We start from the raw sequence: 25,395 nt of genomic DNA on the forward strand, positions 1-25,395 counted from the left end.
GTTCTTCGTACGTCCCGGCCGGGGACGGCGTCACGCCGAACAGTCCAGCCTGGGAGGGGGCTTGTGCGCGCGCACTCGGACAACTGCCGGACGCGTCAACTGGGAAAGTATGTCAGACGGGGTCGCCGGGGGGGAAATCGGCCCCCGCGAGACGGGTCAGGACGGCCCGGTCGTGCTTGTCGAACGCCTCCGGCGGCAGGGCCGCCAGCAGGTCGGGCCTGCGCGCCCTGGTGCGCTCCAGCGCCTGGTCGCGGCGCCAGCGGGTGATCGCGGCGTGGTTGCCCGAGCGCAGCACGTCGGGCACCGGGCGGTCGCGCCAGACCTCGGGGCGGGTGTAGCTGGGGCCCTCGAGCAGGCCGTCGGAGAACGAGTCCTGCTGGTGCGACGCCGGGTTGCCCAGGACGCCGGGCAGCAGGCGGGCGACCGCCTCGACGATGACCAGGACCGCCACCTCGCCGCCGACGAGCACGTAGTCGCCGATGGACACCTCGTCGACCCGCACCCGGGTGGCGGCGTCGTCGACGACGCGCTGGTCGATGCCCTCGTAGCGGCCGCAGGCGAAGACCAAGCGCTCCTCGGCGGCGTACTCGTGCGCCACGGCCTGGGTGAACGGGCGCCCGGCCGGGGTGGGCACGACCAGGCGGGGCACGACGTCCCCGGCGCACACCTCGTCCAGGGCCTCGCCCCACACCTGCGGCTTCATCACCATGCCGGGGCCGCCGCCGTACGGGCTGTCGTCGACGGCCTTGTGCACGTCGTAGGTCCACTTCCGCAGGTCGTGGACGTCGAGGGAGAGCAGTCCCCGGTCGATGGCCCGGCCGAGCAGCGCGGCGCGCAGCGGCTCCAGGTACTCGGGGAAGATCGTGACAACGTCGATTCGCACGGTCAATCCGCTGTTCTCATGGGCTGAGGAGGCCCTCGGGCGGATCGAGCACGACCCGCTGACCGGCGATGTCCACGGCGGTGACGATGGCCTTGACGAACGGGACCAGCACCTCGCGGCCCTCGACGTCGAGGACCAGCAGTTCCCCGCCGAGGCCGTGGGTCACCTCGCGGACGGTGCCGACCCGAGTGCCGTCGGCCAGCTCGGCGGCCAGGCCCTCCAGCTCGTGGTCGTAGAACTCGTCCGGGTCGTCGGACCTGGGCAGGTCGGCGGTGTCCACCAGGAGCATCGCGCCGCGCAGGTCCTCGGCGGCGGTGCGGTCGGGCACCTCCTCGAAGCGCACCAGCAACCGCCCGGTGTGCGACCGGACGGTGGCGACGGTGAGGGTGCGCTCGGGGGCACCCTTCGGCCGGGCGGTCATGACGCTCCCGAGCGCGAAGCGCTGCTCGGGGTGGTCGGTGCGCGGGTCCACGGCGAGTTCGCCGTGGATTCCGTGCGCCTTGGCCACCCGGCCGATGGCGACCAGATTCTGCTGAGCCATGTCAGTGGTCGGTGTCCACCACGTCCACGCGGATTCCGCGACCGCCGACGCCGGCCATCACGGTCCGCAGCGCGGTCGCGGTGCGGCCACCCCGGCCGATCACCTTGCCGAGGTCCTCCGGGTTGACGTGCACCTCGAGCGTGCGGCCACGACGGTTCGTGACCAGCTCGACCTGCACGTCGTCCGGGTTGTCGACGATGCCGCGCACCAGGTGCTCAAGGGCGTCCGCGAGGGCACTCACTCGGCCGCGGCCTCCGCCTCGGCGGGCTTGTCGTCGGCCTTCTTCGGCGCCGACTTCTTCTTCGGGGTCGTCGCCTCGGTGCCGGGCTCCTCGCCCGCCGACTTCAGCGCGGCCTCGAACAGCTCCTGCTTCGACGGCTTGGGCTCCTTGACCCGCAGGGTGCCCTCGGCACCCGGCAGGCCCTTGAACTTCTGCCAGTCGCCGGTGATCTTCAGCAGCGCGAGGACCGAGTCGGTCGGCTGCGCGCCGACGCCCAGCCAGTGCTGGGCCCGCTCGGAGTCGACCTCGATGAGGCTCGGCTCCTCCTTCGGGCTGTAGCGGCCGATGGTCTCGATGGCCTTGCCGTCGCGGCGGGTGCGCGCGTCGGCCACGATGATGCGGTAGAACGGCGCACGGATCTTGCCGAGGCGCTGCAGCTTGATCTTGACAGCCACGGTTGCGGGTACTCCTCAAAGCTCTCGGGTGCAGACGGTGCGGATGTCGCGGCCCGAGTGGGGATTCGGGTGCGGCGTCCGGGAGGTTCAGGCGTCGAGGCACGGCGAGAGGGTCCGGCCACGACGGACAGCCGCCAATTGTGCCAGACGCGGTCCCGGGGTCCGAATCGGCGGGGGTCTAGCGCGCGAACGGGGTCGGCTCGACGCCCGCGCCGGTGAGCGCGGCGCGGACGGCGCGGGCGTGCCCGACGGCCCCCGGGGTGTCCCCGTGCAGGCAGAGCGAGCGGGCCTCGGTGCGCAGGACGGTGCCGTCGACGGCCACGATCTCGCCGCGCTCGGCCAGCCGCAGCGCCCTGGCCACGACGGCGTCGGTGTCCGGGAGCAGGGCACCGGGTTCGCGGCGGGGCACGAGGGTGCCCCGGGGGGTGTAGCCGCGGTCGGCGAAGGCCTCCGGGACGCCCGAGTCCCCGGCAGCGCGCAGGAGCCGGGAGCCGGGCAGGCCGAGGATCGGCAGGTCGGCGAAGGCGCGGACGCCGTCGACCACGGCGGCGGCCTGGGCCTCGTGGTGGACGGTGGCGTTGTAGAGGGCGCCGTGCGGTTTGACGTGGGACACCCGCGTCCCGGCCGCGCGGGCGCAGGCCTCCAGGGCGCCGATCTGGTAGAGCACCTCGTCGGCCAACTGGGCGGGGTCGACATCGATGAACCGGCGGCCGAAGCCCGCGAGGTCGCGGTAGGAGACCTGGGCGCCGACGGCGACCCCGCGCCCGGCGGCGGCGGCGCAGACCGCGCGCATGGTGGAGGCGTCCCCGGCGTGGAAGCCGCAGGCGACGTTGGCGGAGGTGACGACGGCCAGCAGGGCGTCGTCGTCGCCCAGGGTCCAGACGCCGAAGCCCTCGCCGAGGTCGGCGTTGAGGTCCAGTGCGGCGGTCATGAGCTGGGCAGCACCCCCAGGCTGATCAGCAGCACCGACAGCGCGGGCAGGAAGTTGTTGACCTGGTGGGTGACCACGCTGGCGCCGAGCCGGTCGGTGAACAGCCGGGCCAGGCCGATGGGGATGCCGATGACCAGCAGCAACGAGGTGCGCAGCGGCTCGAGGTGGCTCACCGCGAAGATCATCGTGGTGAGCGCGAAGACCGCCCACCGGCCCCAGCGCAGCCGCTCCAGGGCGCCCCAGAGCAGCCCGCGGTACATGATCTCCTCGCACAGCGGCCCGAGCAGCCACACGTAGACGAAGAGGGTGACGGCGGCGGCGACCGGCATGGCCTGGTTGTCGACCAGCGAGCCGATCGCGGAGGTGGCGTTGCCCTCGCCGACGACCCTGGTCCAGATGGCCGCGGCGATCGTGGTGCAGACCAGGCCGATGAGGCCGAACTTGAGCCCGACGCGGAAGTCGTCGCGGTTGTAGGAGAACTTGAGGTCGATCTTGGGGCCGTTGCCGCGCAGCCGGGTGATCAGCAGGGTGACCCCGGTGGCCAGGAACGTCGGGACCATGGTGCCGACCAGGATCACCGCGATCGGGTCCTCGGCCGGGGTGGCCAGGCCCATCAGCGCGCCGATCACCACCGCCGACAGCACGAACACGGCGAAGACCAGCAGGAAGGCGCCGAACCCCCAGCGGTGCTCGGGTGGCGGTTCGTCCTCGGCGACCGGGCCCGGTCCGCCGGGAAGCGGTGACGGCACGACCCTCCCCCCAGCCCGTGTTTCAGGTGTGGAATCCAGCCTAGCCCCGGTGGGCTACCCCACGACGCGCCCTCTCAGCATGATCCGGGTGGGCGCGCGCAGCACGTCGAGGTCGAGGCGGGGGTCGGCGTCGAAGGCGAGCAGGTCGGCCGGTGAGCCCTCGTCGAGACCGGAGAAGCCGAGCCAGCCGCGCGCGCCCCAGGAGCCCGCGGCGAGCGCCTGCTCGGTGGTCATGCCGGCCCTGTGCAGGGCCACGACCTCGTCGACCAGGCGCCCGTGCATGATGCCGCCGCCCGCGTCGGTGCCCGCGTAGACCGGCACGCCCGCCTCGACGGCCTCGGCGACCATGGCGCCCGCGCGGGCGTGCAGGTCGCGCATGTGCGCGGCGTAGGCGGGGAACTTGGTGGCGCGCTCGGCGATGCCGGGGAAGTTCTCGATGTTGATCAGCGTCGGCACCAGGGCGGTGCCGCGGCGGGCCATCTCGGCGATCACGTCGGAGGACAGGCCGGTGCCGTGCTCGATGCAGTCGATGCCCGCGCCGACCAGGCCGGGCAGCGCGTCCTCGCCGAAGACGTGCGCGGTGACCCTGGCGCCCGCCGCGTGCGCGGTGGCGATGGCCTCGGCGAGCACGTCGTCGGGCCACAGCGGGGCCAGGTCGCCGCGATCGCGGTCGATCCAATCGCCGACCAGCTTGACCCAGCCGTCGCCGTACTCGGCCTGCTCGGCGACCGCGGCGGGCAGCAGCGACGGGTCGTCCAGGTCGGCGCCGAGCATCGGGATGTAGCGCTTGGGCCGGGACAGGTGCCTGCCCGAGCGGATGATCCTGGGCAGGTCGAGGCGCTCCTGCAGCGGCCGGGTGTCGATCGGCGACCCGCAGTCGCGGATGAGCAGGGTGCCCGCGTCGCGGTCGGTCTCGGCCTGCTCGGCGGCGACCTCCAGGGTCACCGGGCCGCGCGGGCCGATGCCGACGTGGCAGTGCGCGTCGACCAGGCCGGGCAGCAGGAAACCGCCGTCGACCACGGTCCGCGCCCCCGGCACCGGCCTGGTGCGGACCCGGCCGTTGACCACCCACAGGTCGCGTTCGTCGTCGCCGGGGAGCACGACGCCGCGCAGGTGCAGGGCGGTCACTTGCCCTTGGGGAACTTGAGCCTGGACGGGTCGAAGCCCGGGGGGAGCTGGTCGAGGCCGGGGGGCATGCCGGTCAGGTCCGGCAGGCCGGGCATCCCACCGCCGGGCGGGAAGCCGGGCATCCCGCCGGGGAAGCCGCCGCGCACCTTGGGCGGTGTGGGGCCGCGGCCCTTGCCCTTCTTCCCCTTCTTGCCCTTGCGGTTGGTGGCCCGGTTGCCGCCGCCGCCCGGCATCCCGAAGCGGCCCGCCATCTGCTGCATCATCTTGCGCGCGTCGAAGAACCGGTTGACCAGGTCGTTGACGTCGCGCACCTCGACACCGGAGCCCTTGGCGATGCGCAGCCGCCGCGAGGCGTTGATCATCTTCGGGTCCTGGCGCTCGGCCGGGGTCATGCCCCGGATGATCGCCTGGAGCCGGTCGATGTGCTTCTCGTCGACCTGGGCCAGCGCGTCCTTCATCTGCCCGGCGCCGGGCAGCATGCCGAGCAGGTTGGCGATCGGGCCCATCTTGCGCACGGCCAGCATCTGCTCGAGGAAGTCCTCCAGCGTCAGCTCGCCGGTGCCGATCTTGGCCGCGGCCTTCTCCGCCTGCGCCTGGTCGAAGTGCTGCTCGGCCTGCTCGATCAGGGTCAGCACGTCGCCCATGCCGAGGATGCGCGAGGCCATCCGGTCGGGGTGGAAGGCGTCGAAGTCGGCCAGGCCCTCGCCGTTGGAGGCGAACATGATCGGCGCGCCGGTGACCTCGCGGACCGACAGCGCGGCACCACCGCGGGCGTCGCCGTCGAGCTTGGTCAGCACCACACCGGTGAAGCCGACGCCGTCGCGGAACGCCTCGGCGGTGGACACCGCGTCCTGGCCGATCATGGCGTCGACCACGAACAGGACCTCGTCGGCGCCGATGGCGGCCTTGATGTCCGCGGCCTGGCGCATCAGCTCCTCGTCGACGCCCAACCGGCCCGCGGTGTCGACGATCACGATGTCGTGCTGGGTGCGGCGGGCTTCCTCGATGGAGCGGCGGGCCACGTCCACCGGGTCGCCGACGCCGTTGCCCGGTTCGGGGGCGAACACGTCGACCTCGGCGCGCTGCCCGACGACCTGGAGCTGGGTGACCGCGTTGGGCCGCTGGAGGTCGCAGGCCACCAGCATCGGGGTGTGGTTCTGCCCCTTGAGCCACTTGGCCAGCTTGCCGGCCAGGGTGGTCTTACCGGCACCCTGCAGACCCGCCAGCATGATCACCGTGGGTGCGGTCTTGGCCAGGTTCAGCCGCCGGGTCTCGCCGCCGAGGATGCCGACGAGCTCCTCGTTGACGATCTTGACGACCTGCTGCGCCGGGTTCAGCGCCGCGGACACCTCGGCGCCCTTGGCCCGTTCCTTGATCTTGGCGATGAACGTGCGCACGACCGACAGCGCGACGTCGGCCTCCAGCAGCGCGATGCGGATCTCGCGCGCGGTGGCATCGATGTCGGCTTCGGTGAGCCGCCCCTTGCCCCGCAGGTTCTGCAGGACGGAGGTGAGGCGGTCGGAGAGGGTGTCGAACACGGGAGCGGCACTCCAGCTTGTCAGTCGGGAGCTGGTCGGTCGGGCTGTCGCCCCAGGGTAGTCCCACCGGCGCGCGGCTTGGGGACACATCCCGGGCGATCGCGGCGATGATCCGCTGGACGATTCGAAAATCATGGGGGGCGGAAGATGGGCGCACGGAGTGCGGGCCGGTTGGCGGCCTGCGGCGCGGCGGTGCTGGGGACCGCGCTGGCGCTGGTCTGGGGGCTGGCCGGGCGGGCGGCGGTCGAGGGGGCGTGGGCGGCCTGGTCGCTGCTGTTCGGGCTGGTCGCGGCGGCGGGCGCGGTGCTCGTGCGGCTCGGGACGCGGCTCGCGCCACGCGGGACCGGCGCGGCGGGCGGGAGGCTCGGGACGGACCAGGAGACCGACACGGGGGCAGGCGGCGGAACGCCCGGGGCGGAGCACGAACCGCGCCAGGCCGAAGCCGCGGCAGTCGGCGAGACGCCCGCCACGGGACACCAGCCGTGGGCGGACGCCGCGGCACCCGGCGGGGCGCCCACGGCGGAGCACGGGCAGTGGCAGGCCGACAACGCGGCAGTCGACGCGACACCCGGAACGGAAGGCGGACCACACCGGACCGACCCCACGGCACCCGGCGGAACACCCACGGCGGAGCACGGGTCGCGGGAGGCCGGAGCCGCGGTGGTGGGCGGGGTAGCGGAGCAGGGTCGGGTGCTGCGCGGGGTCGGGGGCGCCGCAGTGGTGCTGGCCGCCTGGTCGGCGGCGGGGGTGCTGGTCGCGGGGCTGGTGCCCGTGCCGGGGGGTGCGCTGGCGCGGGGGGTGGCGCCGGGGGCGGGCGGCGCCGGGGCGGTGCTGCTCACCGCGGTACCGCTGCTGCTGGCCCTGGCGGGACTGGCAGCGGTCGGGATGCGCGCGGCGGCGACCGGGCTCGGCTTCGTCGTGGCCAACACCGCCGCCCAGTTGACCGCGGCGGACCCGCTGCCCGTGCTGACGATCGCCCTGGCCGCGGCCGGGGTCCTCCTCGCGTGGGGCGCGGCCGGGCCGGTGCGGGCGGCGTTCGGCACCGCGCTCGGCGCCTCGGCGGTGCTCACCGGGCTGGTGGGTGGGCAGGACCTGCTCCGGCCGGTGGCGGTGGCCCCGACCGCACCGGGCCTGCCCGGCCGCGGGTCGGGCGCGGCGACCGGGACCGTGACCGCGGCCGACCCGGCGTACCTGGTGCTGGGGCTGCTGCTGGCAGTGGTGTTCACCTGGATGGCCTGGCGGCGCCGCGACGTCGCGGGCACCGTGTTGGCGGTGCTGCCGCTGCTCATCACCCCGGCCGTCGGTGCGGCGCTCGTCCCGGACCCGGACCGGGGGGCGGTGCGGTGGTTGGTCGTGCTGGTGCCCGCGGTGGTGGCGCTGGGTGCGGTGGCCGCCGCGTGGGACCCGGGGGTGCGGCCGAGGTCGGCTCGGGGGGTTCCGGTGTCGCGCGCCGGGATGGTGGCGCTGGCGGCGGTTGCGGGGACCGTCGCACTGGTGAAGCTGCTGCCGCTGGTGCTGCCGGAGGCCGACGACGCGCGCTGGACCTACGCGACCGTGCTGCTGGTGGCCTTCGCGGCGCTGGGGCTGGCGGCGGTGTTCACCGCCGGGCGGCCGGGGGCGCTGCTCGCCGCGGCGGGAATGGTGGCCCAGCCGCTGACGTCGGTGTGGGTGGTGTTGACGTTCTCCGACCGGGAGGCCGGGCAGGTCGTGCTGGTCAGCGTGGTGGGCGCGGTCGTGGCGACGGCGTGGGCGCTGCTGGTGCTGCGGCACCAGGTTCCGCTGGTCGCGGTCGCGGCGGCGTTCCTGCTGTTCCACCAGTACGACACCCTGGTGCGGGTGGTCAGCGGGGTGTCCGGGGCGTCCACGACGAGCGGGGCGGCGGGGGTGATCCCGGTGCTGGTGCTGGGGGTGCCCGCGGCCGTGTTCGCGCTGCGCGGCAGCAGGTGCGCGGTGGCGGCGCTGGCCACCACCCTCGCCTTGGCCGCGGTGAGCGCGGTGCAGCTCGCGGGGCTGCGGCCCTCCGGGCTGCTCGGGGAGGTGCTGTCGAGCAGCCTGGTGCTCTCCGGTGCGGCCCTGCGCCACGACGTGACCGGGACGGTGGTGTGGGTGCTCGCCCTGGCGGCCCTGCTGGTGGCCGTGGCGGCGGGGCACGGCGGGGCGGGGCACGGCGGGGCGGCCGGTGCGGCGGTCCTGGGGCTGGTGGCGGTGACCGTGCTGGTCCGGTTCGCCCGGGAGGACGGGGCGGTGGTGTTCTGGGCGCTCGCGGGCGGGGCGGCGGTGGCCGCGGCGATCCTGCTGGTGGTGGCCAGGTCCCGGCTCGCCGGGAAGGCGGCGGCGGTGTGATCGTTCCCGGGTCCCCCGCTGGGCGGGGGACCCGGGTCGACCCACGACCGAACCGGCGCGGACCAGGCCGTCCGGGTGGGGCCCGACCCCTCGACGGGCCCCTCCCGGCATCCCGGTCGAGTGGGTTCCCCCGGCCCTCCCCGGCCGGGGTCCGCCACTCGGTGGGGACGGGAGAAGTCTGTCGTGGACGGTGGGGGCGGCCCAGCGTGAAGCCACCCGGGTGGCGCTGAGTAGGACTACCCAACCGGTCAGCGGGCGGCTTGGAGCACGGCCACCTCGACGGCGCTGCGCCAGCCCGGGGTGGTGCCCGCGGCGAAGCTGAACGAGTCGACCGCGGAGCCGCCGAGGGTGGCGACGCGGGCCCACAGGACGTCGACGCCGCAGCGCTCGAGGGCGTCGGCGACCGAGTGCAGCAGGCCGATGCGGTCGGCGCAGCGGAGTTCGACGACGACCGCCGCCGAGTCGAGGCCGCCCGCCTCGTGGTCGAACCAGAGGACCTTGGGGGCCGGGGCGTCCTCGGCGCGACCGCCGTAGTCGCGTTCCTTGGCGGCCAGCTTCTCCGCCAGGGGCAGGGAGCCGGAGACGGCCCTGGTGAACTGCTCGCGCAGGAGGGCCGGGTCGGGCATGGAGCCGAAGCGGGGGGTGACCGAGAACGCCCCGACCGCCACGCCCGCGTGCGAGCCGACCGTGGCGGCGTGCACCTCCAGGGAGTTCAGCGCCAGCACGCCCGCCGCGCGGGAGAGCACGCCGGGGAAGTCCTTGGCGACGAACGTGACCGTGGCCAGGCGGTCGACCGTGTCGACGTGGATGTCGGGTCTGCCGGACTCGGCGGCCGTCTGCGCGAGTGCCCGTTGGGCGTCGTCGAGGGGGTCCGCGGCCGGGAGGGGGGTGCCCGCCATGGCCATCCGGCAGTGGGAGACCAGTTCGGCGGTGAGGCGGGCCTTCCAGTCGGTCCACACGCCGGGGCCGGTGGCGAGGGAATCGGCCTCGGCCAGGGCGTGCAGGAGTTCGAGCAGGACCGGGTCGCCGCCGAGGGTGTCGACCACGCGGTGGACGGTGGCCTCGTCGGTGACGTCGCGGCGGGTGGCGGTGTGCGGGAGCAGGAGGTGGTGGCGGACCACCGCCGAGAGAGTGGCGACGTCCGCGGCGGGCAGGCCGAGCCGGGCGCCGACCTGGGTGGCCAGCGCGGCGCCGACGACCGAGTGGTCCTGGCCGCGGCCCTTGCCCAGGTCGTGCAGCAGCGCGCCGATGAGCAGCAGGTCGGGGCGCGAGACCGAGGTGACCAGGCGGGCGGCGTTCACCGTCGCCTGGACCAGGTGGCGGTCGACGGTCCAGACGTGCGCGGCGTCGCGCGGGGGCAGGTCGCGGACCGCGCCCCACTCCGGGAACAGCCTGGCCCACAGGCCGGTGCGGTCCAGCGCCTCGACCACGTCGGTCAGGCCCTCGCCCGCGCCGAGCAGCGCCACCAGGTCCTGGCGGACCTCCTCGGGCCACGGGGCGCGCAGTTCCGGGGCGGACTCCCCCAGCCTGCTCAGCGCGACCGGGGCGATCGGGTGCCCGGTGCGGCCCGCGGCGGCGGCGACGCGCAGCAGCAGGCCGGGGTCCTTGCCGGGGTCGGCGTCGCGGGCGAGCGCGACCTCGTTGCCGTGCAGGACGACGCCCTCGTCGAGCGGGCGGCGCTCGGGTTGGCGGCGCAGCACGCCCAGCACCTTGCGGGCGGGGGTGGTGGCGCCGGTGGAGCGCAGCGCCACGTCGAGGGCGTAGGCGATGGTGCGCCCCGCCCCGGACAGCGCCCTGGCGAGGGCGAACCGGTCGCCGAGGCCCAGGATCGCGGCGATCTCGTCGCCGTCCTGCGGGCGCAGCACGTCGCGCGGGCGGCCCGCGATGCGGCGCAGTTCGGTGCGGGTGTCGAGCAGCAGCGTGTGCGCCGCGACCACCTCGGGGCCAGGGCGGTCGATCAACTGCGCCAGCGCCAGCGCGTCCAGGATCGCCAGGTCGCGCAGGCCGCCGCGGCCGTGCTTGAGGTCCGGTTCCACCCAGTGCGCGACCTCGCCCGCGCGGGCCCAGCGCTGCCGGACGGACTCGATCAGCTCGCCGAGCCGCTTGCGCACCCCGCCGCGCCACTGGGCGCGGGCGGCGGTGGCCAGCCGGGCGGTGATCTCGGCGTCGCCCGCCATGTGCCGGGCGTCGAGCAGGCCGAGCTGGGTGCGCAGGTCGTGCGAGGCCACGTCCAGGGCCTCGCCGACGGTGCGCACCGAGTGGTCCAGGCCGACCCCGGAGTTCCACAGCGGGTACCACAGCCGCTCGGCCACCGCGTCGACCGGTTTGCGGCCGTCGTGCGCCAGGACCAGGTCGAGGTCGGAGAACGGGACCAGTTCCCGCCTGCCCAGGCCGCCGACGGCCAGCAGCGCGACGCCCCCGCCGCGCCCGCCGACCCCGGCCTGCGCGGCGTGCGCGGTCAGCCAGAACTCGTGCAGGTCGGCGAGGGCCTCGCGCAGGGCGCCGGGGTTCAGCCGGGAGCCCGACGGGCCCGCGGACCTGGTCGTCGCGCCCGCGCCGAGGAGCCGGTCGCGGGCGCGGACCAGGTCCGCCGCCGTCGGGGTCGAACTCGCGTGCTCCCCCTGTGCCATGTGCTAGATCGCGTCCGTGCCGCGCTCTCCGGTGCGGACCCGGACCACGGTCTCGACCGGCGTGACCCAGACCTTGCCGTCGCCGATCTTGCCGGTGCGGGCCGCCTCGACGACCGCCTCGACGACCTTCTCGCCCATGGTGTCGTCGACGAGGACCTCGACGCGCACCTTGGGGACGAAGTCCACCGAGTACTCCGCGCCGCGGTAGACCTCGGTGTGGCCCTTCTGCCGCCCGAAGCCCTGGACCTCGCTGACGGTCATGCCGAGCACGCCGATCTGCTCCAGCGCCGCCTTCACGTCGTCGAGGGTGAACGGCTTGATGATCGCGGTGATCAGCTTCATGCCCGTCAGCCTTCCTTACCGGAGTTCGCGGCGACCCTCTTGGTCAGCACGTCGGCCGCCTTGCCCACACCCGCGCCACCGCTGCGGAGGCTGGAGAACTCGTAGGCGCTCTCCGCGTGCTCCGACTCGTCGATGCCGGTGACCTCGGCCTCCTCCGACGCCCGGAAGCCGATGGTCTTGTTGATGATGAACCCGAGGACGTAGGTCAGCACGAACGAGTAGGCCATGACCACGACCGCGGCCAGCGCCTGCTTGCCCAGCAGACCCAGGCCACCACCGTAGAACAACCCGTTGGAGCCCGCGGAGTTCACCGAGTCGGTGGCCAGCAGGCCGATCATCAGGGTGCCGACGAGGCCGCCGACGAGGTGCACGCCGACCACGTCGAGGGAGTCGTCGAAGCCCAGCTTGTACTTGATGCTGACGGCCAGGGCGCAGAGGGCACCGGCGACGACGCCGATGACCAGCGCGCCGATCGGGTTGACGAAGCCCGCCGCCGGGGTGATGGCGACCAGGCCGGCGATCGCGCCGGAGGCGGCGCCGAGGGTGGTGGGCTTGCCGTCGCGGAACTGCTCGACGACCAGCCAGCCCAGGACCGCCGCGCCGGTGGCCACCGTGGTGGTCAGGAACGCGACCCCGGCCAGCTCGCCCGCGGTGACGGCGGACCCGGCGTTGAAGCCGTACCAGCCGAACCAGAGCAGGCCCGCGCCGAGGAGGACGAACGGCAGGTTGTGCGGGCGCATCGACTCGCGCGGCCAGCCCTTGCGCTTGCCCAGCACCAGGGCCAGCGCCAGGCCCGCGGCACCGGCGTTGATGTGGACCGCGGTGCCACCGGCGAAGTCGAGGGCGCCGAGCTTGTTGGCGATCCAGCCGCCGACGAAGTCGGTGCCGGTGGTGCCGTCGAAGTTGAACACCCAGTGCGCGACCGGGAAGTAGACGATGGTCACCCAGACCGCGATGAACAGCGTCCACGCCCAGAACTTGGCGCGGTCGGCGATGGCACCGGAGATCAGGGCGGCCGTGATGATGGCGAACATCATCTGGAACACCATGAAGACCGTCATCGGCAGGGTGCCGACGAGGGCGGTCTCACCGAGCAGGTTGGCCCCGCCCAGGAAGTCCCCGCCACCGAGCAGGCCACCGCCGACGTCGTTGCCGAAGGCCAGGCTGTAGCCGTAGAGCACCCACAGCACGCTGACCACAGCCAGGGCGATGAAGCTCATCATGAGCATGTTGAGCACGCTCTTGGCGCGCACCATGCCCCCGTAGAAGAAGGCGAGTCCCGGCGTCATCAACATGACCAGCGCCGCGCTCACCAGCACCCAGGCTGTATCTCCTGCGTTCACATCGTCCTCCCGTGAACTAATGATTGCGGGAAGCATCGGGGGGTGCTGTTTCGCCGACGGGCGCGTGAGGTTTCGCAGCGGTGAACTACCGACCGGTCCGTGTTACGGACGCGTTTCCCCATCCGGCCGCCCGACGACCGCCGCGGACCCGTGCCGGTAACGTGACCTCGCCATGCTTGACGCCCCCGCGGTCCACCGCCTACTGGCCGAGCGCCTGCCCGCGCACGCCGGTTCGTCGACATCCGGCCTGCTGGCGACCCCCGTGGCCGGGTTGCTCGACCCCGGCGCGCTGCCCGGGCGGCTGCGCGGTCTGTCCCGGTTGTACCGGACCGACGACCCGCACACGCTGGGCACGCTGTGGTGGTACTCGGCGAGTTCGGTCGTCTTGGCGCCGACGGTGGAGTCACTGCTGGTGACCGGGACCGCGCTCGACCCGGGGCGGGTCACGGTGTACGCCCACCCGGATGGCCGAATGCTCGCGGCCCGCTCGGACGCGGTGTGTGCCGAGCCCGGTCCGGCGCTGGCCGGGGTGATCGGCGCGTTCGCCGACCTGCTGGGCGACGCCCTGGGCACCTCGACGCGGCCTTTCTGGGCCATCGCCGCCGATTCGCTGGCGAATCGGGTGCTGTGGGCGGGTGGCACCGGAGAAACGGCGGTGGCCCTGGCCGCCGGTGTCGGAGCGTCACTGCCGGTGCCCCGCTTTGTTTCAGTGGGGGGACAACAGGTCGTGCGCCGCGCGTCCTGCTGCCTGGTCTACCGGGCGGGGGGCGCGGCGAAATGCGTGAGCTGCCCGCGGCAATCGCCGGAGGACCGGGCCGCGCGGTTGCGCGCGGTATTCGGCGGTTGAGCGGAATTCAGTTCCCGGAGACTTCCGCGAAGCGGCGGAGGAAATCGTCGCGGCCCGCGTCGGTCATCGCCCCGTGCAGCCGCAGCCGGGCCATCCCGCCGTCGGGGTGGATGTCCATCCGCACGTGCGTGGTCTGCCGCCGCCGCGCGATCGGGAACCGGTGCACGGTGTCGGGTTGCAGGCGGGTGCGCTCCAGCAGCGGGAACCACGCGGTCGGGTCGTCCGGGTCCGCGGTCGTGCTGTCGCAACCGGACAGCGTCGCCCAGCCGGGCGCGTTGCCCTTGAAGTGCGTGGTGTCCAACTCGGCCAGGCGCAGCACACCGGCAGCGGCCAAGGCGACCACGACCCAGTCGTCGGCGCCGTCGCGGCGGCGGGCGGTCTCCCAGCCCTCCCCCATCACCTGCGCGTTCCCGGGGGCCAGCAGGTTCGCCGGGGTCGAGTAGAACATGTTGCTGCACGCCACGACCGAGCCGCCGTGCGCCAGCGCGGCCAGGTCGAGCGAGGCCAGGTCGAGCAGCGCCGGGTCGGCCACCGGGGTGCCGTGCACGCGCAGCCTGGCCACCCCGCCGTCGGGGTGGATGGTCAGCCGGACGTGGGTGAACCGGCGCGGGGACGTGACGTCGAACGGGTTGCGGGTGTCGCCGCCGAGCGGGGACCTCGGCACGACCACCTCCCAGTCTGCGGCCAGCAGCTCCGCCGGGCTCGGGTAGCCCTCGGCGGCGAGCGCGGAGACGGTGCACTCGGGCGGGTAGTTGCCGGTGAAGAACGCGGTGTCGACGACCACGCCGCTGATCACCCCGGGCAGGCCGAGGCGCACGACCACCTCGTCGTCGCCCGGTTCCCGGCGCCTGCGGGTCTCCCAGCCGTCGTAGACCTGTCCCTTGTGGCCGAAGGTGGCGGGCCGGAACCCGGCCGGGGCGGGGGTGATCAGGTTCTCCCGCTCGGCGAAGGTCTCGTCGTTGGCCCACAGCACCGAGCCACCGACCCGGCGCGAGGCCAGGTCCGGCCGGGTCACCCAGGCGCGTTCGCCGTTCACGCGTGTCCCCTCCTCAGCAGTCGTCCGCGCGGTTCCCCGGCCACGGGGGCCCCGCGCAGCCAGGTCGAGCGGACGACGCCGCGCAGGGTGGCGCCGTGGTAGGGGGTCACCGGGTTGCGGTGGCGCAGCGCGGCGGCGTCGACGGTGAAGGTGTCGTCGGGGGCGAAGACCACCAGGTCGGCGTCGCAGCCGACGGCGATGCGGCCCTTGCGCGCCAGGCCGACCAGGTCGGCGGGCCCCTCGGCCATCCAGCCGACGACCTCTGACAGCTCGACCCCGCGCTCGCGCGCCCCGGTCCACACCGCGGGCAGGCCCAGTTGCAGGCTCGACACACCGCCCCAGGCCTCGCCGAAGTCGCCGGAGTCCAGCCGCTTGAGGTCCGGGGTGCACGGGGAGTGGTCGCTGACCACCACGTCGATCACACCGTCGCGCAGGCCCTCCCAGAGCAGTTCCCGGTTGGCGGCCTCGCGGATGGGCGGGCAGCACTTGAACTCGGTGGCGCCGTCGGGCACGTCCTCGGCGGTGAGGGTGAGGTAGTGCGGGCAGGTCTCCACCGTCAGCGCCACCCCCTCGTCCTTGGCGGCGGCGATCATCGGCAACGCGTCCGAAGAGGACAGGTGCACCACGTGCGCGCGGCCCCCGGTGGCCCTGGCCGCGGCGATGACCCCGGCGATGGCGGAGTCCTCGGCGGCGCGCGGGCGGGAGGCGAGGAAGTCGGCGTAGTCGCGGCTGTTCGGCGGCGCCGCGACGATCCCGCCGTCCTCGGCGTGCGCGATGAGCAGCGCGCCCAAACCGGCGGTGACCCCGAGGTGTTCGGCGAGCTGGTCCGGGTCGAGGTGGCCGAACTCGGCGACGCCGGAGTCCAGCAGGAAGCACTTGAAGCCGAACACGCCCGCCTCGTGCAGCGCGGCCAGCTCACCGGCGTTGCCCGGCACGGCCCCGCCCCAGAAGCCAACGTCGACGTGCACCCGGCCGGTCGCGGCCTCCTGCTTGACCCGCAGCGCCCGCACGTCGGTGGTGGGCGGGAGGCTGTTGAGCGGCATGTCGACGAGGGTGGTGACCCCGCCCGCGGCGGCGGCCAGGGTGGCCGACGGGAAGCCCTCCCAGTCGGCCCGGCCGGGGTCGTTGACGTGCACGTGCGTGTCGACCAGACCGGGCAGCAGCACCTCGTCGCCTGCCAGCTCGACCACCTCGGCGCCGTCGGCGTCGGCGGTCAGCGGCTCGATCGCGGTGATCCGGCCGTCGACCACGCGCACGGCGGCGGGCCGCTCGGTGCCGTCGACGATCGCCCGGGGGGCGCGGAACAGGAGGGTCACGCGGTTCTCCGCTCGATGAGGGCGTTCAGGTCGTGGGTGCCCAGGCCGGAGTACGCGGTGACCTCGTCGGCGGTGAGGGCGCCGCAGTCCACGGCCCGGCGCAGGGACAGGGCGAGCGCGGCGGCGGTGGCGGGCTCGTCGAGCACGGCCGAGCCGGTGGTCCTGGCGACGTAGGCGGCCAGGCGCCTGCCGTCGGCCTCGGCGGAGGCCAGGTGGTGGGCGTACACCGCGGCGTAGCGGGTGACCAGTTGCGCCGGGTGCAGGTCCCAGCCCTGGAAGAAGCCGTGCCGCAGCGAGCGGCGGACCAGCGTGTAGTGGATCGACCAGTTGCGGTGCACGGTCTCGCGGTCGCCGACCGGCAGCAGGTTCGACGAGCCGTCGGACAGCCGCACCCCGGTGCCCGCCGCGCCGACCTGCATGGCGTGCCGGGCGAAGTCGCAGGCCGCGTGCGCCAGGTGCTGCTCGGCGGCGCCGAGGCCGCAGGCGGCGGTGTAGTCGTAGGTGCCGAAGTGCAGGCCGCTGACCCGGCCCGCCCCGGCGGAGATGAGTCGGGGCACGGTGAAGCGGCCCTCGGCGTCGATCACCGCCTGGGTGGTCTCGATCTGGACCTCGAAGCGCAGCGCGCCCCCGGCCAGCCCGAGGTCGCGCTCCAGCAGCCCGAGGACGTCCACCAGGACCTCGACCTGCTCGGGGACGGTGACCTTGGGGAAGGTGAGGGCGAAGCCCGGCGGTGGGCCGCCCGCGGTGGTGAGCACCAGGTCGAGGGTGCGCAGGCCGCGGTCGAGCAAAGCCCTGGTGTCGAAGGACTTCATGCGGATGCCCGCGCTCGCCAGGCCCCACCGCGCCAGCAGGCCCGCGGCGCGCACGGCGTCGGCGTCCTCGTCCGCGTCGGCGCGGGTGCCGTAGCCGTCCTCGAAGTCGACCCGCAGGTCCTCGATCGGCTCGGTGGCGAGCTTGGCGCGCACCCGCTCGTGCACGGCCCCGGCCAGGGCCTGGTCGAGCCCGAGGACTTCGGCCAGCGCCGCCGCGTCGGGGGCGTGCTCGTCGAGGGCGGCCAGGGCGGCGGCGCCCCAGGCGGTGGGGGTGCCGTCGGTGACCTTGTCGGCGGGGACGTAGCAGGTGTGCACCGGCTGGCGGGTGCCCGGGTCACCGGGGTAGCGGGCGGCTCGGGCGGCGTCGGGGGCGGTCAGCCTGCTCGTGGCGGCGGCCAGCAGCCCGGGGTCGAGGGGCACGTCAGATCCGCTCGTAGGCGGGGACGGTGAGGAAGTCCGGGTAGTCCTCGGCGAGCGCGACTTCCTCGAACAGCCCGGCGGCCTCCGCGAGCCGCGGTAGGTCGGCCAGGTCCGCCCGCACCTCGGCCAGCACCGCGCGCACCAGGTCTGGGGTGACGGTGTCGCCGGTGTCGAGGACGACGCCGTTGCGCACCCACTGCCACACCTGGGACCGGGAGATCTCCGCGGTGGCCGCGTCCTCCATCAGGTTGTGGATCGCCGCCGCGCCGTTGCCGCCCAGCCAGGACGACAGGTACCGCAGGCCCACGTCGACGGCCGCGCGCAGGCCCGCCGCGGTGGCCGACCCGGGCGCCGAGGCCAGGTCAAGCAGGTCCGCCGGGGTCACCGCCACCTCCGGGCGCTGCCGGTCGAGCTGATTGGGGCGCTCGCCGAGCACGCCGTCGAAGACCTCCCGGCAGACCGGCACCAGGTCCGGGTGCGCCACCCAGGACCCGTCGAACCCGTCGCCCGCCTCCCGGCCCTTGTCCTCCCGGACCTTGGCCAGCGCGCGGGCGGTGACCTCGGGGTCGCGCCGGTCGGGGATGAACGCGGCCATGCCGCCCATGGCGAACGCGCCGCGCCGGTGGCAGGTCTTGACCAGCAGCTCGGTGTAGGCGCGCATGAACGGCGCGGTCATGGTCACGCTGTCGCGGTCGGGCAGCACGAACCCCGGACCGGCGTCGCGGAAGTACTTGATCAGGCTGAACAGGTAGTCCCAGCGGCCCGCGTTGAGGCCCGACGCGTGCTCGCGCAGCTCGTGCAGGATCTCCTCCATCTCGAACGCGGCCGGGATGGTCTCGATCAGGACGGTGGCGCGGATCGTGCCGTGCTCGATGCCCAGCTCCGCCTGGGCGTGGGTGAACACGTCGTTCCACAGCCGCGCTTCGAGGTGGCTCTCCAGCTTCGGCAGGTAGTAGTACGGCCCGGCGCCGCGGTCGAGGGCGGCCCGGGCGTTGTGGAAGAAGTGCAGCCCGAAGTCGACCAGCGCGCCGACCGCGCGCCTGCCGTCGACCAGCAGGTGCTTCTCGTCGAGGTGCCAGCCGCGCGGGCGGACCACGATGGTGGCGGGCCGCACGGCCGGGTCGAGGGCGTAGGACTTGCCCTCCGGCGAGGTGAAGGTGATCTGGCCGCGCACGGCGTCGTACAGGTTCACCTGGCCGGACACCACGTTCGCCCAGTGCGGGGTGTTCGCGTCCTCCAGGTCGGCCAGCCAGACCCGGGCGCCGGAGTTGAGCGCGTTGATCGCCATCTTGCGCTCGGTCGGGCCGGTGATCTCCACCCGCCGGTCGCGCAGCGCCTCGGGCGCCGGGGCCACCGACCACTCCGCCTCGCGCACCTCCCGCGTCTGCGGCGGGAAGTCCAGGGTGCCGGTGCGGGCCGCGTGCTCGCGGCGGACCGCGCGGGCGGCCAGCAGCTCGTCGCGCCGGGCGGCGAAGGCGGTGTGCAGACCGGCGACGAACTCCAGCGCGGCGGGGGTGAGGACCACCCCGCCGCGTTCGACGTCGCCGCCGGTGATCTCGACCGTTCCGCTGTGCGCCATGGGCACATAGTGACCCGAGAAGCCGCGTTCAGGTACCCGCCGCGCGATCGGGCTACGGCAGCAGCAGCCGGTGGCGGACGGCGAGCGAGGCCGCTTCGAGCCGCGAGTGCACGCCCAGCTTGGTCAGCAGCGCCTGCACGTGGGTGCGCACCGTGGTGCCGGAGACGCCCAGCCGCCGCTCCATCGCGGCGGTGCTCGCACCCTCCACGAGCAGGGCCAGGCACTCGCGCTCGCGCGGGGTGAGGTGCGCGGCCAGCCGGTGCGCCGCGGCGGCGTCCGGGGACTGCCGGGGCGAGCGCCCGGCGGGCACGTCGACGACCGTCTCGCCGTCGAGGACCCGGCGCAGGGCGTGGGCGAGATCACGGACGCCCGCGGTCTTGTGCAGGTAGCCCGCGGCGCCGCCGTCGACCGCGCGACGGACTGCGGCGGGGTCGCCGTCGGCGCTGAGCAGGACGATCCGGGTACGCGGGGAGGCTGCGGCCAGGGTGGGCAGGGCGGCCACGCCGTCGCCGTCGGGCAGGTGCCGGTCGAGCAGCAGGATCGCCGGGGTGGCCGCGCGGACCGCGGCGAGCGCCCCGGCCAGGGTGGCGGCGGTGTCGCGGACCCGGAAGCCGTGCGCCTCCAGCACCGCGGCCAGCGCCTCGGTGAACACGGTGTGGTCGTCGCACACCACCACGTCCGCCCGGCGCGGCTCCTCGTCGGGGGCGGTCACCGGCGCGCCGGGGCGGGCGGTCCGGCGGCGGCGCGGTCGGGTGGCACTGGGCGCTCCCCCCGGTGGTCGGCTCCGATGGAGTGTTCGTCGACCGAGGGTGCCACGCCGCGGTGGGCGGCGCGGGCGGATGCCCCCGATCCGGTGGCGGGCGCCGGGATCACGGCCCGGCGGGCGTTGCCTCGACGATGATGTTGTCGCGGTAGCTGCGGGCCGAGTGGTCGAACGCGCCGCCGCAGGTGACCAGGCGCAGTTCCGGACCCGGGGTGGGCGCGTAGACCTCGGCGGTGGGGAAGTCGGCCTTGGGCGAGCGGCGCGTCCCCGTCACCGCGAACACCACCGTCGAGCCGTCCGCGCGCCCCACCTCGACCCGGTCGCCCGGCTTGAGGTCGACGAGCCGGTAGAACACACCCGGTCCGGCGTGGGAGTCGACGTGCCCGGCCAGCAGCGCCGGGCCGACCGAACCCGGGGCGGCCCCGGCGGCGAACCACCCGGCGACCGCAGCGGACTCCGGCGGGACCAGCACCCCGGTGCCGTCGACGGCCAGGTCGACCAGGTCGGTGTCCACCCCGATGGCCGGGACGCGCAGGTGCGTCGGCCGCTTTGGCGTGGGGTCCACGGTGGACTCCCCGTTCCAGGTGGGCGGTGGGCCGTCCGCCGCGTCCTGGCCCGCGACCGGCGCCCAGGACACCGGCCCGCCCGGCGGCGCCGCGGGCTCGGCGGTGCCCCCTGCCTGGCACCCGGCGACCGCGAAGACCGTGGCCACCGCGACCAGCCGCAGCGCGGTGCCGAGCCCGCCCACGGCACCGGGCCTACGCGCGGCGCCGGGCCTGCGCGCAGCGCCGGAACTGCGCGCGGCGCCGGAACTGCCTGCGATGCCAGCCCCGGACTCGGCACCGGGCCTGCGCGCGGCGACGGGCCTGCCTGCCGCTGGTGCGCTCATGCCCGGCGGCGCCGCGGCAGCGCGGCGGCGAACAGCCCGCCCGCGGCGCAGGCCGCGAGCAGCAGGCCCAGCGCCACCACCTCGACACCCGAGCCCTCGGTGTCAGCGCTGTCGGTGCCGGTGGCGTCCGCCGTGCCGCCGAAGCCGGTCTCCACGCCGCCCGCGGGCACCACCTCGGCGCCCTTGGCGTCCGCCTTGACCTCGGCGACGAGCCTGCCCTCGCGTTCGAGCACCAGCACCGTGTAGACGCCGCCCGGGTCGAGGGTGACCGACAGCTCGGTGGGGCCCGCGCCGATCGGGGAGACCTGGAACGCGGACGCGCCCGAGGGCACCAGCGCGTAGTCGGTGGCGCCGCCGAACACGGCCTGGCCGGTCACCGGCTGCCCGGCCCGGTCGATGGTCAGGTTGCCCGCGTTGGGCGCGGCGTTGACCACCCGCATCCGGGCCTGGCCGCTGGGCGGCAGGCTGATGTCGTCGTTGAGCACGCGCAGCGCCAGGCCGTCGAACTTGCCCAGGCCCGCGACGGTGTAGGCGTTGCCCTCGCCCGCGTCCAGGGTCGCGGAGATGACCGGGGCGCTCGCCGGGTCGGCCCCGGCGGGGCGCATGGCGATGGTGTAGGTGCCCGGCTCGATGCGCTGGTAGCCGGAGACGTCGCCGTAGCCGACGCCGCCCAGCCGCACCGACCAGTCCGGGCGGCCGAAGCTGGTGACGGTCACGTCGACGTTCGGGGTGTCCGGGGAGAGGTGGGCCAGGCGCAGGTAGGTGCCGGTGGCCGCGCTCGCGGGCAGGAGGCCCGCGGTCAGTGCCATGAGGACACCGGCGACGAGCAGCGGGACCAGGGAACGCCGGAGGGTTGTGCTCATCGCGGTGGTCCTTCATCGGGTGGAACCAAAGGAAGCGGTAAGGGGAGACTGTGAAGGGAGTCGTCCTGGGGCGGAAAGTGTTATCACGCGACGGGAATCGTTGTTCCCGGAAAGTGTCACCGGGGGGCGGGGTCACCGGGGTTGGGGATGCGCCAGTCGAGCGCGGCGCGGCCGTCCCCGGTGGGGCGGACGTCGCTGGGGGCGTAGGGGCCGCGCTGGGCTTGGACCCAGGCGCGCAGGGTGTCGACGACGGCCGGGTCACCCGCGGGCCGCCCGTCCACACTGGACAGGACGACGGTCCGGTCGGGCAGGTCGGAACCGTTCTCCGCCACCGGTTTCGAGGTGTCGGCGACGACCAGGTCGTGCTGGGCGCCGATCTCGGCGAGCACGGCCATGGCGCGGAAGTCCAGGGCGCCCGCGCGCAGGACCGCCTTGACCTCCTCCGGGCTCTGGATGCGGGGGTTGTCGGCGAGCTGGGCGCCCGCCGCAGTCCGGTCGGGGCCGCCGCTGTGCACGGCGGTGCCGTCGGCGAGGCGGGCGGTCAGGCCGTCGAACCGGGCGACCACCAGGCCCGCGCCGTCGGCCGGGGACACGGTGTAGTGGGCGTAGCCGCCCTCCGGGCGCACCTGCTGCGGTGCCCGGCCGCGCAGGTCGCGGCGCAGGTCGGAGACCAGCAGCGGCGGCGCGGCGAGGGTGGCGCCGGGGGCGGCGGCGACGGTGAACCAGTCGGCGGCGCCCCGGTGGTCGACGGCGGGCGCGACCGGCAGCACGGCCGCCGCCCCCGCGCCGACGACGGCGAGCCCGGCCAGCGCGGCCACCCCGACCGCGACCCGGCGGACCGCGGACCGCTCGGTGGCGGTCCCGTCGAGCAGGGCGGCCAGCCCGAGCGCGGCCCCGGCCACCGCGGTGGCGAGCAGCACGTCCGAGTCGAGCACCGCCGAACCGGCGGCGACGGCCAGCAGCCCGGCCGACCCGGCGCGGGCCCGGCCGCGGACCAGACCGCCGACCGCGACCACGGCGACCGCCACCAGCAGCCACACCCGCTGCGCGGCGGCGATCGGCGCGGCGTCCGACACCCCCACCAGGCCCAACCCGGCCAGCAGCGCGGCGAGCGCGCCACCGGCCACCAGCACGGCGACGGCCACCACGACCCGGCGGACCTCGCGCGCCCGCTCCCGGTCACCCACCCACCAGGCCGCGGCGGCGACGGCGACCGGGACGACCAGCGCGGGCACGGTGACGACGGCCCCGGCGACCGGGATGACCGCCGCGGGCACCGCCTTCCAGCCGACCCTGGCGGCCAGCGCCAGCGGCACGGCGGCCACGGCGAGCCAGGCGGCGGCGATCGGCCCCGGCCCGGCACCGGCGAGCACGCCGATCGCGGGCGGGCACACCGCGACCGCGGCGAGGGCGACCGCGACGGCCACCGGCCGCAGCCGCAGGACCGCCGCGGCCACCAGCAACCCGGCGGCGAAGACGGCCGCGCAGACCACCGACAGCTCGCGCACACCGGTCAGCACGGTCGCGTGCCGGTCGAACGCCCCGGTCAGCGAGGCGTACCCGGCGAGCTGGGCGGCGGCGGGCACCATGCCCTCCGGCACCGCCCCGCCGAACCCGGCGACCCGGCCGAACACGGCGTCGACCAGCCCCGGCTCGGAGGCGGTGGCGGGCAGCGTCGAGACGGCGGCGGCGACCCGCAGGGTCAGCACCACCCCGGCGGCGACCCCGACCAGCCACGCCACGGCCGCCGCGGGCCCCGAGCGCCACCACGGACCCACGGGCGGCGGCGGTTGCGCGGTGCGCACCGGGCTCAGCCAGGGCGCGGTCGCGGGCCGGTCGCGGAACGCGTGCGGCAGCGCGGACAGCAGGACCACCGCGTCGACGAGCCGCATCAGCGGCAGGAACAGCGCAGGCAGCAGGTAACCGGGCTGCCGCTGGCGCAGCGCGACCAGGGCGGTCAGCAGCAGGTCGGGCAGGAACACGCCCAGCAGCACCGTCCACACCGGCAGCAGCCCGAAGCCGAGCAGGAACGGCAGCGCGAGCAGTACGGCGGAGGTGAGCACGCTCTCCACCGCGAACCAGCCCAGGCCCAGCACCTGCGGGCCGCGGCGCAGCCCGTTGCGGCGCACCGCCTGCCAGAAGCCGACCGCCCACTGCCGGGCCTGGCGGACGTAGCCGCGCGGGGTGTCCGGGTCGCGGGTGCCGACCACCGCGCCGCGCACCACCACGACCCGACCCAGGCCCGCGCGGTAGATCTGGTTGGACACGTCGAAGTCGGCGACCGGCACGCCCTCGGGCGCGAGGTCGACCCGCTCCAGCACCGAGGTGCGGAACATCCGCGCCGGGCTGGGCAGGACGCGGGCGGCCTCGGCGTTGGGGCGGGTGCGGATGATCGTCAGCAGCAACTGCGCGAGCGCGTAGGCCCGGCCCCGGTGGGCGGTGACCAGCCTGCCCAGGGGGCCGCGGCGGGCGGTGGTCCAGTCGGTGCGGGCGAACCCGGCCACCGCGACCACGTCCGGGTCGTCGAAGATCGGCAGCGTGCGGTCGAGGAACGCCGGGTGCGGCCGGTGGTCGACGTCGAGGACCAGCACGTACCGGTAGTCCTGCGGCACCCGGAACCCGGTGAGCCCGGCGACGACCGCGCCGGAGCGGCCCAGCGGCGACACCGTCTCCACGACGTTGACCCCGTGCTCCCTGCCGATCTCGGCGGTGCGGTCGGTGGAGGCGTCCGAGACCAGGAAGACGTCGCCGCGCGCGACCAGCCGGGTGGCGGCGGCGAGCGCCTCGGCGACCTCGGACTCGGCGTCGTGCGCGGCGATGACCACGGCGACCTCGCCGAGGACCTTCTTCTCGCGCACACCGCCGACGAGCGAGCCGCGTTCGCGGTCGCGGCGCAGCACGCCGAGGACCACGTTCACCAGCGGACCGATGCCCACCACCAGCAGGGCCAGGAGCCAAGGAATCACGTGCGGAACCCCATTGCCACCCCGTTGTCGACAACCCCCGACTGTTGTCACAGAGCGTAGGCGGGCGTCCTCCTCATGGGGTCAGCCCAGAGGATGAGATTTCTTACGTTGTCTGGTGGGGATCACGTCGTGTCGGTAGTAGTCCGGCCGCGCGGGCCGTGCTGACCGCCGCCAAGCGGGAGTGGACGCCGAGCTTGCGGTAGAGGGAGTGCGTGTGTGTACGCACCGTGTTCGCCGAGAGCCCCAACTCGGCCGCGATCTCGGTGCCGCGCAGCCCGTCGACCATGCTGACCAGCACCTGCCGCTCGCGGCCGGTCAGCGCGGCGAGCGGCCCGCCGCCCTCGCGGTAGCGGCTGACCTCCTCGCGCAGGCCGCGCAGCACGGCCCCGAGGTGCCGCGGCGGGAACCACCCCTCGCCCCGGCAGACCCCGCGCAGCACCTGCACCAGGTCCGCGACCCCGGACTCCTTGGGCACCCAGGCGTCGGCGCCGAGCCGGGCCGCCGCCACGACCCGGTCGGCGTCGTCGAGGCCGGACAGCACCACCAGCCGGGCGCCGGGGGCGGCCAGCCGCAGCGAGGTGAACAGCTCGACCTCGTCGACCCCGGCCGAGTCCGGGTCGACGGTGATCACGTTCGGCCGCCCCCGCTCGACCCTGGCGAGCAGGTTCGGGTCGTCGGTGGCGCAGCGGCCGAGCACCCACAGGTCGGTGAACGCGCCGAGGCGGATCGACAGCGCCTCGGTCACCAGCTCGTGGTCGTCGACGAGCCACAGGCGCACCGGGTCCATCCCCCCACGGTGCC

Annotated in this window: 22 protein-coding genes; 2 read left to right on the forward strand and 20 right to left on the reverse strand. The window is 75.0% G+C overall.

The window, feature by feature from the left end:
- Positions 1-112: 112 nt before the first annotated feature.
- From trmD to ffh, 8 genes are all read right to left on the reverse strand, one after another.
- The gene (gene trmD / locus DFQ13_RS28675; protein ID WP_035280999.1) at positions 113-883 is read right to left on the reverse strand and encodes a tRNA (guanosine(37)-N1)-methyltransferase TrmD; all 771 of its coding nucleotides are present in this window, start codon (positions 881-883) and stop codon (positions 113-115) included.
- Positions 884-899: 16 nt separating this feature from the next.
- Positions 900-1,424: a ribosome maturation factor RimM gene (gene rimM, locus DFQ13_RS28680; protein WP_035280811.1), complete on the reverse strand. Its 525-nt coding sequence runs from the start codon at positions 1,422-1,424 to the stop codon at positions 900-902.
- Between the two features lies 1 nt (position 1,425).
- Positions 1,426-1,665: an RNA-binding protein gene (locus DFQ13_RS28685; protein WP_035280809.1), complete on the reverse strand. Its 240-nt coding sequence runs from the start codon at positions 1,663-1,665 to the stop codon at positions 1,426-1,428.
- On the reverse strand, positions 1,662-2,099 hold the full coding sequence (gene rpsP / locus DFQ13_RS28690; protein WP_035280808.1) for a 30S ribosomal protein S16: 438 nt from the start codon (positions 2,097-2,099) through the stop codon (positions 1,662-1,664). Before rpsP ends, DFQ13_RS28685 begins: the two co-directional genes overlap by 4 nt.
- 178 nt (positions 2,100-2,277) lie before the next feature.
- Positions 2,278-3,030: a LamB/YcsF family protein gene (locus tag DFQ13_RS28695; RefSeq protein WP_035280806.1), complete on the reverse strand. Its 753-nt coding sequence runs from the start codon at positions 3,028-3,030 to the stop codon at positions 2,278-2,280.
- Positions 3,027-3,779, reverse strand: a complete 753-nt coding sequence (locus tag DFQ13_RS28700; protein ID WP_052020955.1) for a CPBP family intramembrane glutamic endopeptidase — start codon at positions 3,777-3,779, stop codon at positions 3,027-3,029. The genes DFQ13_RS28695 and DFQ13_RS28700 overlap by 4 nt, the downstream gene beginning before the upstream one ends.
- A 54-nt stretch (positions 3,780-3,833) precedes the next feature.
- The gene (locus DFQ13_RS28705; RefSeq protein ID WP_181400185.1) at positions 3,834-4,907 is read right to left on the reverse strand and encodes an amidohydrolase family protein; all 1,074 of its coding nucleotides are present in this window, start codon (positions 4,905-4,907) and stop codon (positions 3,834-3,836) included.
- The gene (gene ffh / locus DFQ13_RS28710) at positions 4,904-6,445 is read right to left on the reverse strand and encodes a signal recognition particle protein (RefSeq protein WP_035280804.1); all 1,542 of its coding nucleotides are present in this window, start codon (positions 6,443-6,445) and stop codon (positions 4,904-4,906) included. Before ffh ends, DFQ13_RS28705 begins: the two co-directional genes overlap by 4 nt.
- Before the next feature lie 147 nt (positions 6,446-6,592).
- Between ffh and DFQ13_RS28715 the strand changes: the two genes are divergently transcribed.
- Positions 6,593-8,788, forward strand: a complete 2,196-nt coding sequence (locus DFQ13_RS28715) for a hypothetical protein (protein ID WP_146241381.1) — start codon at positions 6,593-6,595, stop codon at positions 8,786-8,788.
- Positions 8,789-9,036: 248 nt separating this feature from the next.
- Here DFQ13_RS28715 and DFQ13_RS28720 read toward each other — a convergent pair whose 3' ends face one another.
- From DFQ13_RS28720 to DFQ13_RS28730, 3 genes are read right to left on the reverse strand one after another with little or no spacing between them, the layout of a single operon-like run.
- Positions 9,037-11,418: a [protein-PII] uridylyltransferase gene (locus tag DFQ13_RS28720; RefSeq protein WP_110082016.1), complete on the reverse strand. Its 2,382-nt coding sequence runs from the start codon at positions 11,416-11,418 to the stop codon at positions 9,037-9,039.
- A 3-nt stretch (positions 11,419-11,421) separates the two neighbouring features.
- On the reverse strand, positions 11,422-11,760 hold the full coding sequence (locus DFQ13_RS28725; protein ID WP_035284183.1) for a P-II family nitrogen regulator: 339 nt from the start codon (positions 11,758-11,760) through the stop codon (positions 11,422-11,424).
- A 5-nt stretch (positions 11,761-11,765) separates the two neighbouring features.
- Positions 11,766-13,139, reverse strand: a complete 1,374-nt coding sequence (locus DFQ13_RS28730; RefSeq protein WP_052021322.1) for an ammonium transporter — start codon at positions 13,137-13,139, stop codon at positions 11,766-11,768.
- Positions 13,140-13,275: 136 nt separating this feature from the next.
- Here DFQ13_RS28730 and DFQ13_RS28735 point away from each other — a divergent pair, with 136 nt between their 5' ends.
- Positions 13,276-13,950: a (2Fe-2S)-binding protein gene (locus DFQ13_RS28735; RefSeq protein WP_110082017.1), complete on the forward strand. Its 675-nt coding sequence runs from the start codon at positions 13,276-13,278 to the stop codon at positions 13,948-13,950.
- Positions 13,951-13,957: 7 nt separating this feature from the next.
- On the opposite strand, the gene alc is transcribed toward DFQ13_RS28735, so the two are convergent.
- The 9 genes from alc to DFQ13_RS28780 form a co-directional block, all read right to left on the reverse strand.
- A complete protein-coding gene (gene alc / locus DFQ13_RS28740; RefSeq protein WP_110082018.1) occupies positions 13,958-14,986 on the reverse strand; it encodes an allantoicase in 1,029 nt (342 codons plus the stop codon).
- Entirely contained in the window at positions 14,983-16,302 is a 1,320-nt protein-coding gene (gene allB, locus DFQ13_RS28745; protein ID WP_110082019.1) for an allantoinase AllB, read from the reverse strand. The genes alc and allB overlap by 4 nt, the downstream gene beginning before the upstream one ends.
- Positions 16,299-17,534: a DUF6986 family protein gene (locus DFQ13_RS28750; RefSeq protein WP_110082020.1), complete on the reverse strand. Its 1,236-nt coding sequence runs from the start codon at positions 17,532-17,534 to the stop codon at positions 16,299-16,301. The genes allB and DFQ13_RS28750 overlap by 4 nt, the downstream gene beginning before the upstream one ends.
- A gap of 1 nt (position 17,535) precedes the next feature.
- Positions 17,536-19,113: a malate synthase A gene (gene aceB, locus DFQ13_RS28755; RefSeq protein WP_110082021.1), complete on the reverse strand. Its 1,578-nt coding sequence runs from the start codon at positions 19,111-19,113 to the stop codon at positions 17,536-17,538.
- A gap of 52 nt (positions 19,114-19,165) precedes the next feature.
- A complete protein-coding gene (locus DFQ13_RS28760) occupies positions 19,166-19,825 on the reverse strand; it encodes a response regulator (RefSeq protein WP_110082022.1) in 660 nt (219 codons plus the stop codon).
- A gap of 157 nt (positions 19,826-19,982) precedes the next feature.
- Positions 19,983-20,765, reverse strand: coding sequence for a class F sortase (locus DFQ13_RS28765; RefSeq protein WP_110082023.1), 783 nt, complete (start codon positions 20,763-20,765; stop codon positions 19,983-19,985).
- A complete protein-coding gene (locus DFQ13_RS28770) occupies positions 20,762-21,628 on the reverse strand; it encodes a DUF4397 domain-containing protein (protein WP_110082024.1) in 867 nt (288 codons plus the stop codon). Before DFQ13_RS28770 ends, DFQ13_RS28765 begins: the two co-directional genes overlap by 4 nt.
- A gap of 116 nt (positions 21,629-21,744) precedes the next feature.
- The gene (locus DFQ13_RS28775) at positions 21,745-24,594 is read right to left on the reverse strand and encodes a glycosyltransferase (protein ID WP_181400186.1); all 2,850 of its coding nucleotides are present in this window, start codon (positions 24,592-24,594) and stop codon (positions 21,745-21,747) included.
- A 103-nt stretch (positions 24,595-24,697) separates the two neighbouring features.
- Positions 24,698-25,381: a LuxR C-terminal-related transcriptional regulator gene (locus tag DFQ13_RS28780; RefSeq protein ID WP_110082026.1), complete on the reverse strand. Its 684-nt coding sequence runs from the start codon at positions 25,379-25,381 to the stop codon at positions 24,698-24,700.
- Positions 25,382-25,395: the final 14 nt, after the last annotated feature.

The sequence above is a fragment of the Actinokineospora spheciospongiae genome (assembly GCF_003182415.1).
Classification (GTDB): Bacteria; Actinomycetota; Actinomycetes; order Mycobacteriales; family Pseudonocardiaceae; genus Actinokineospora; species Actinokineospora spheciospongiae.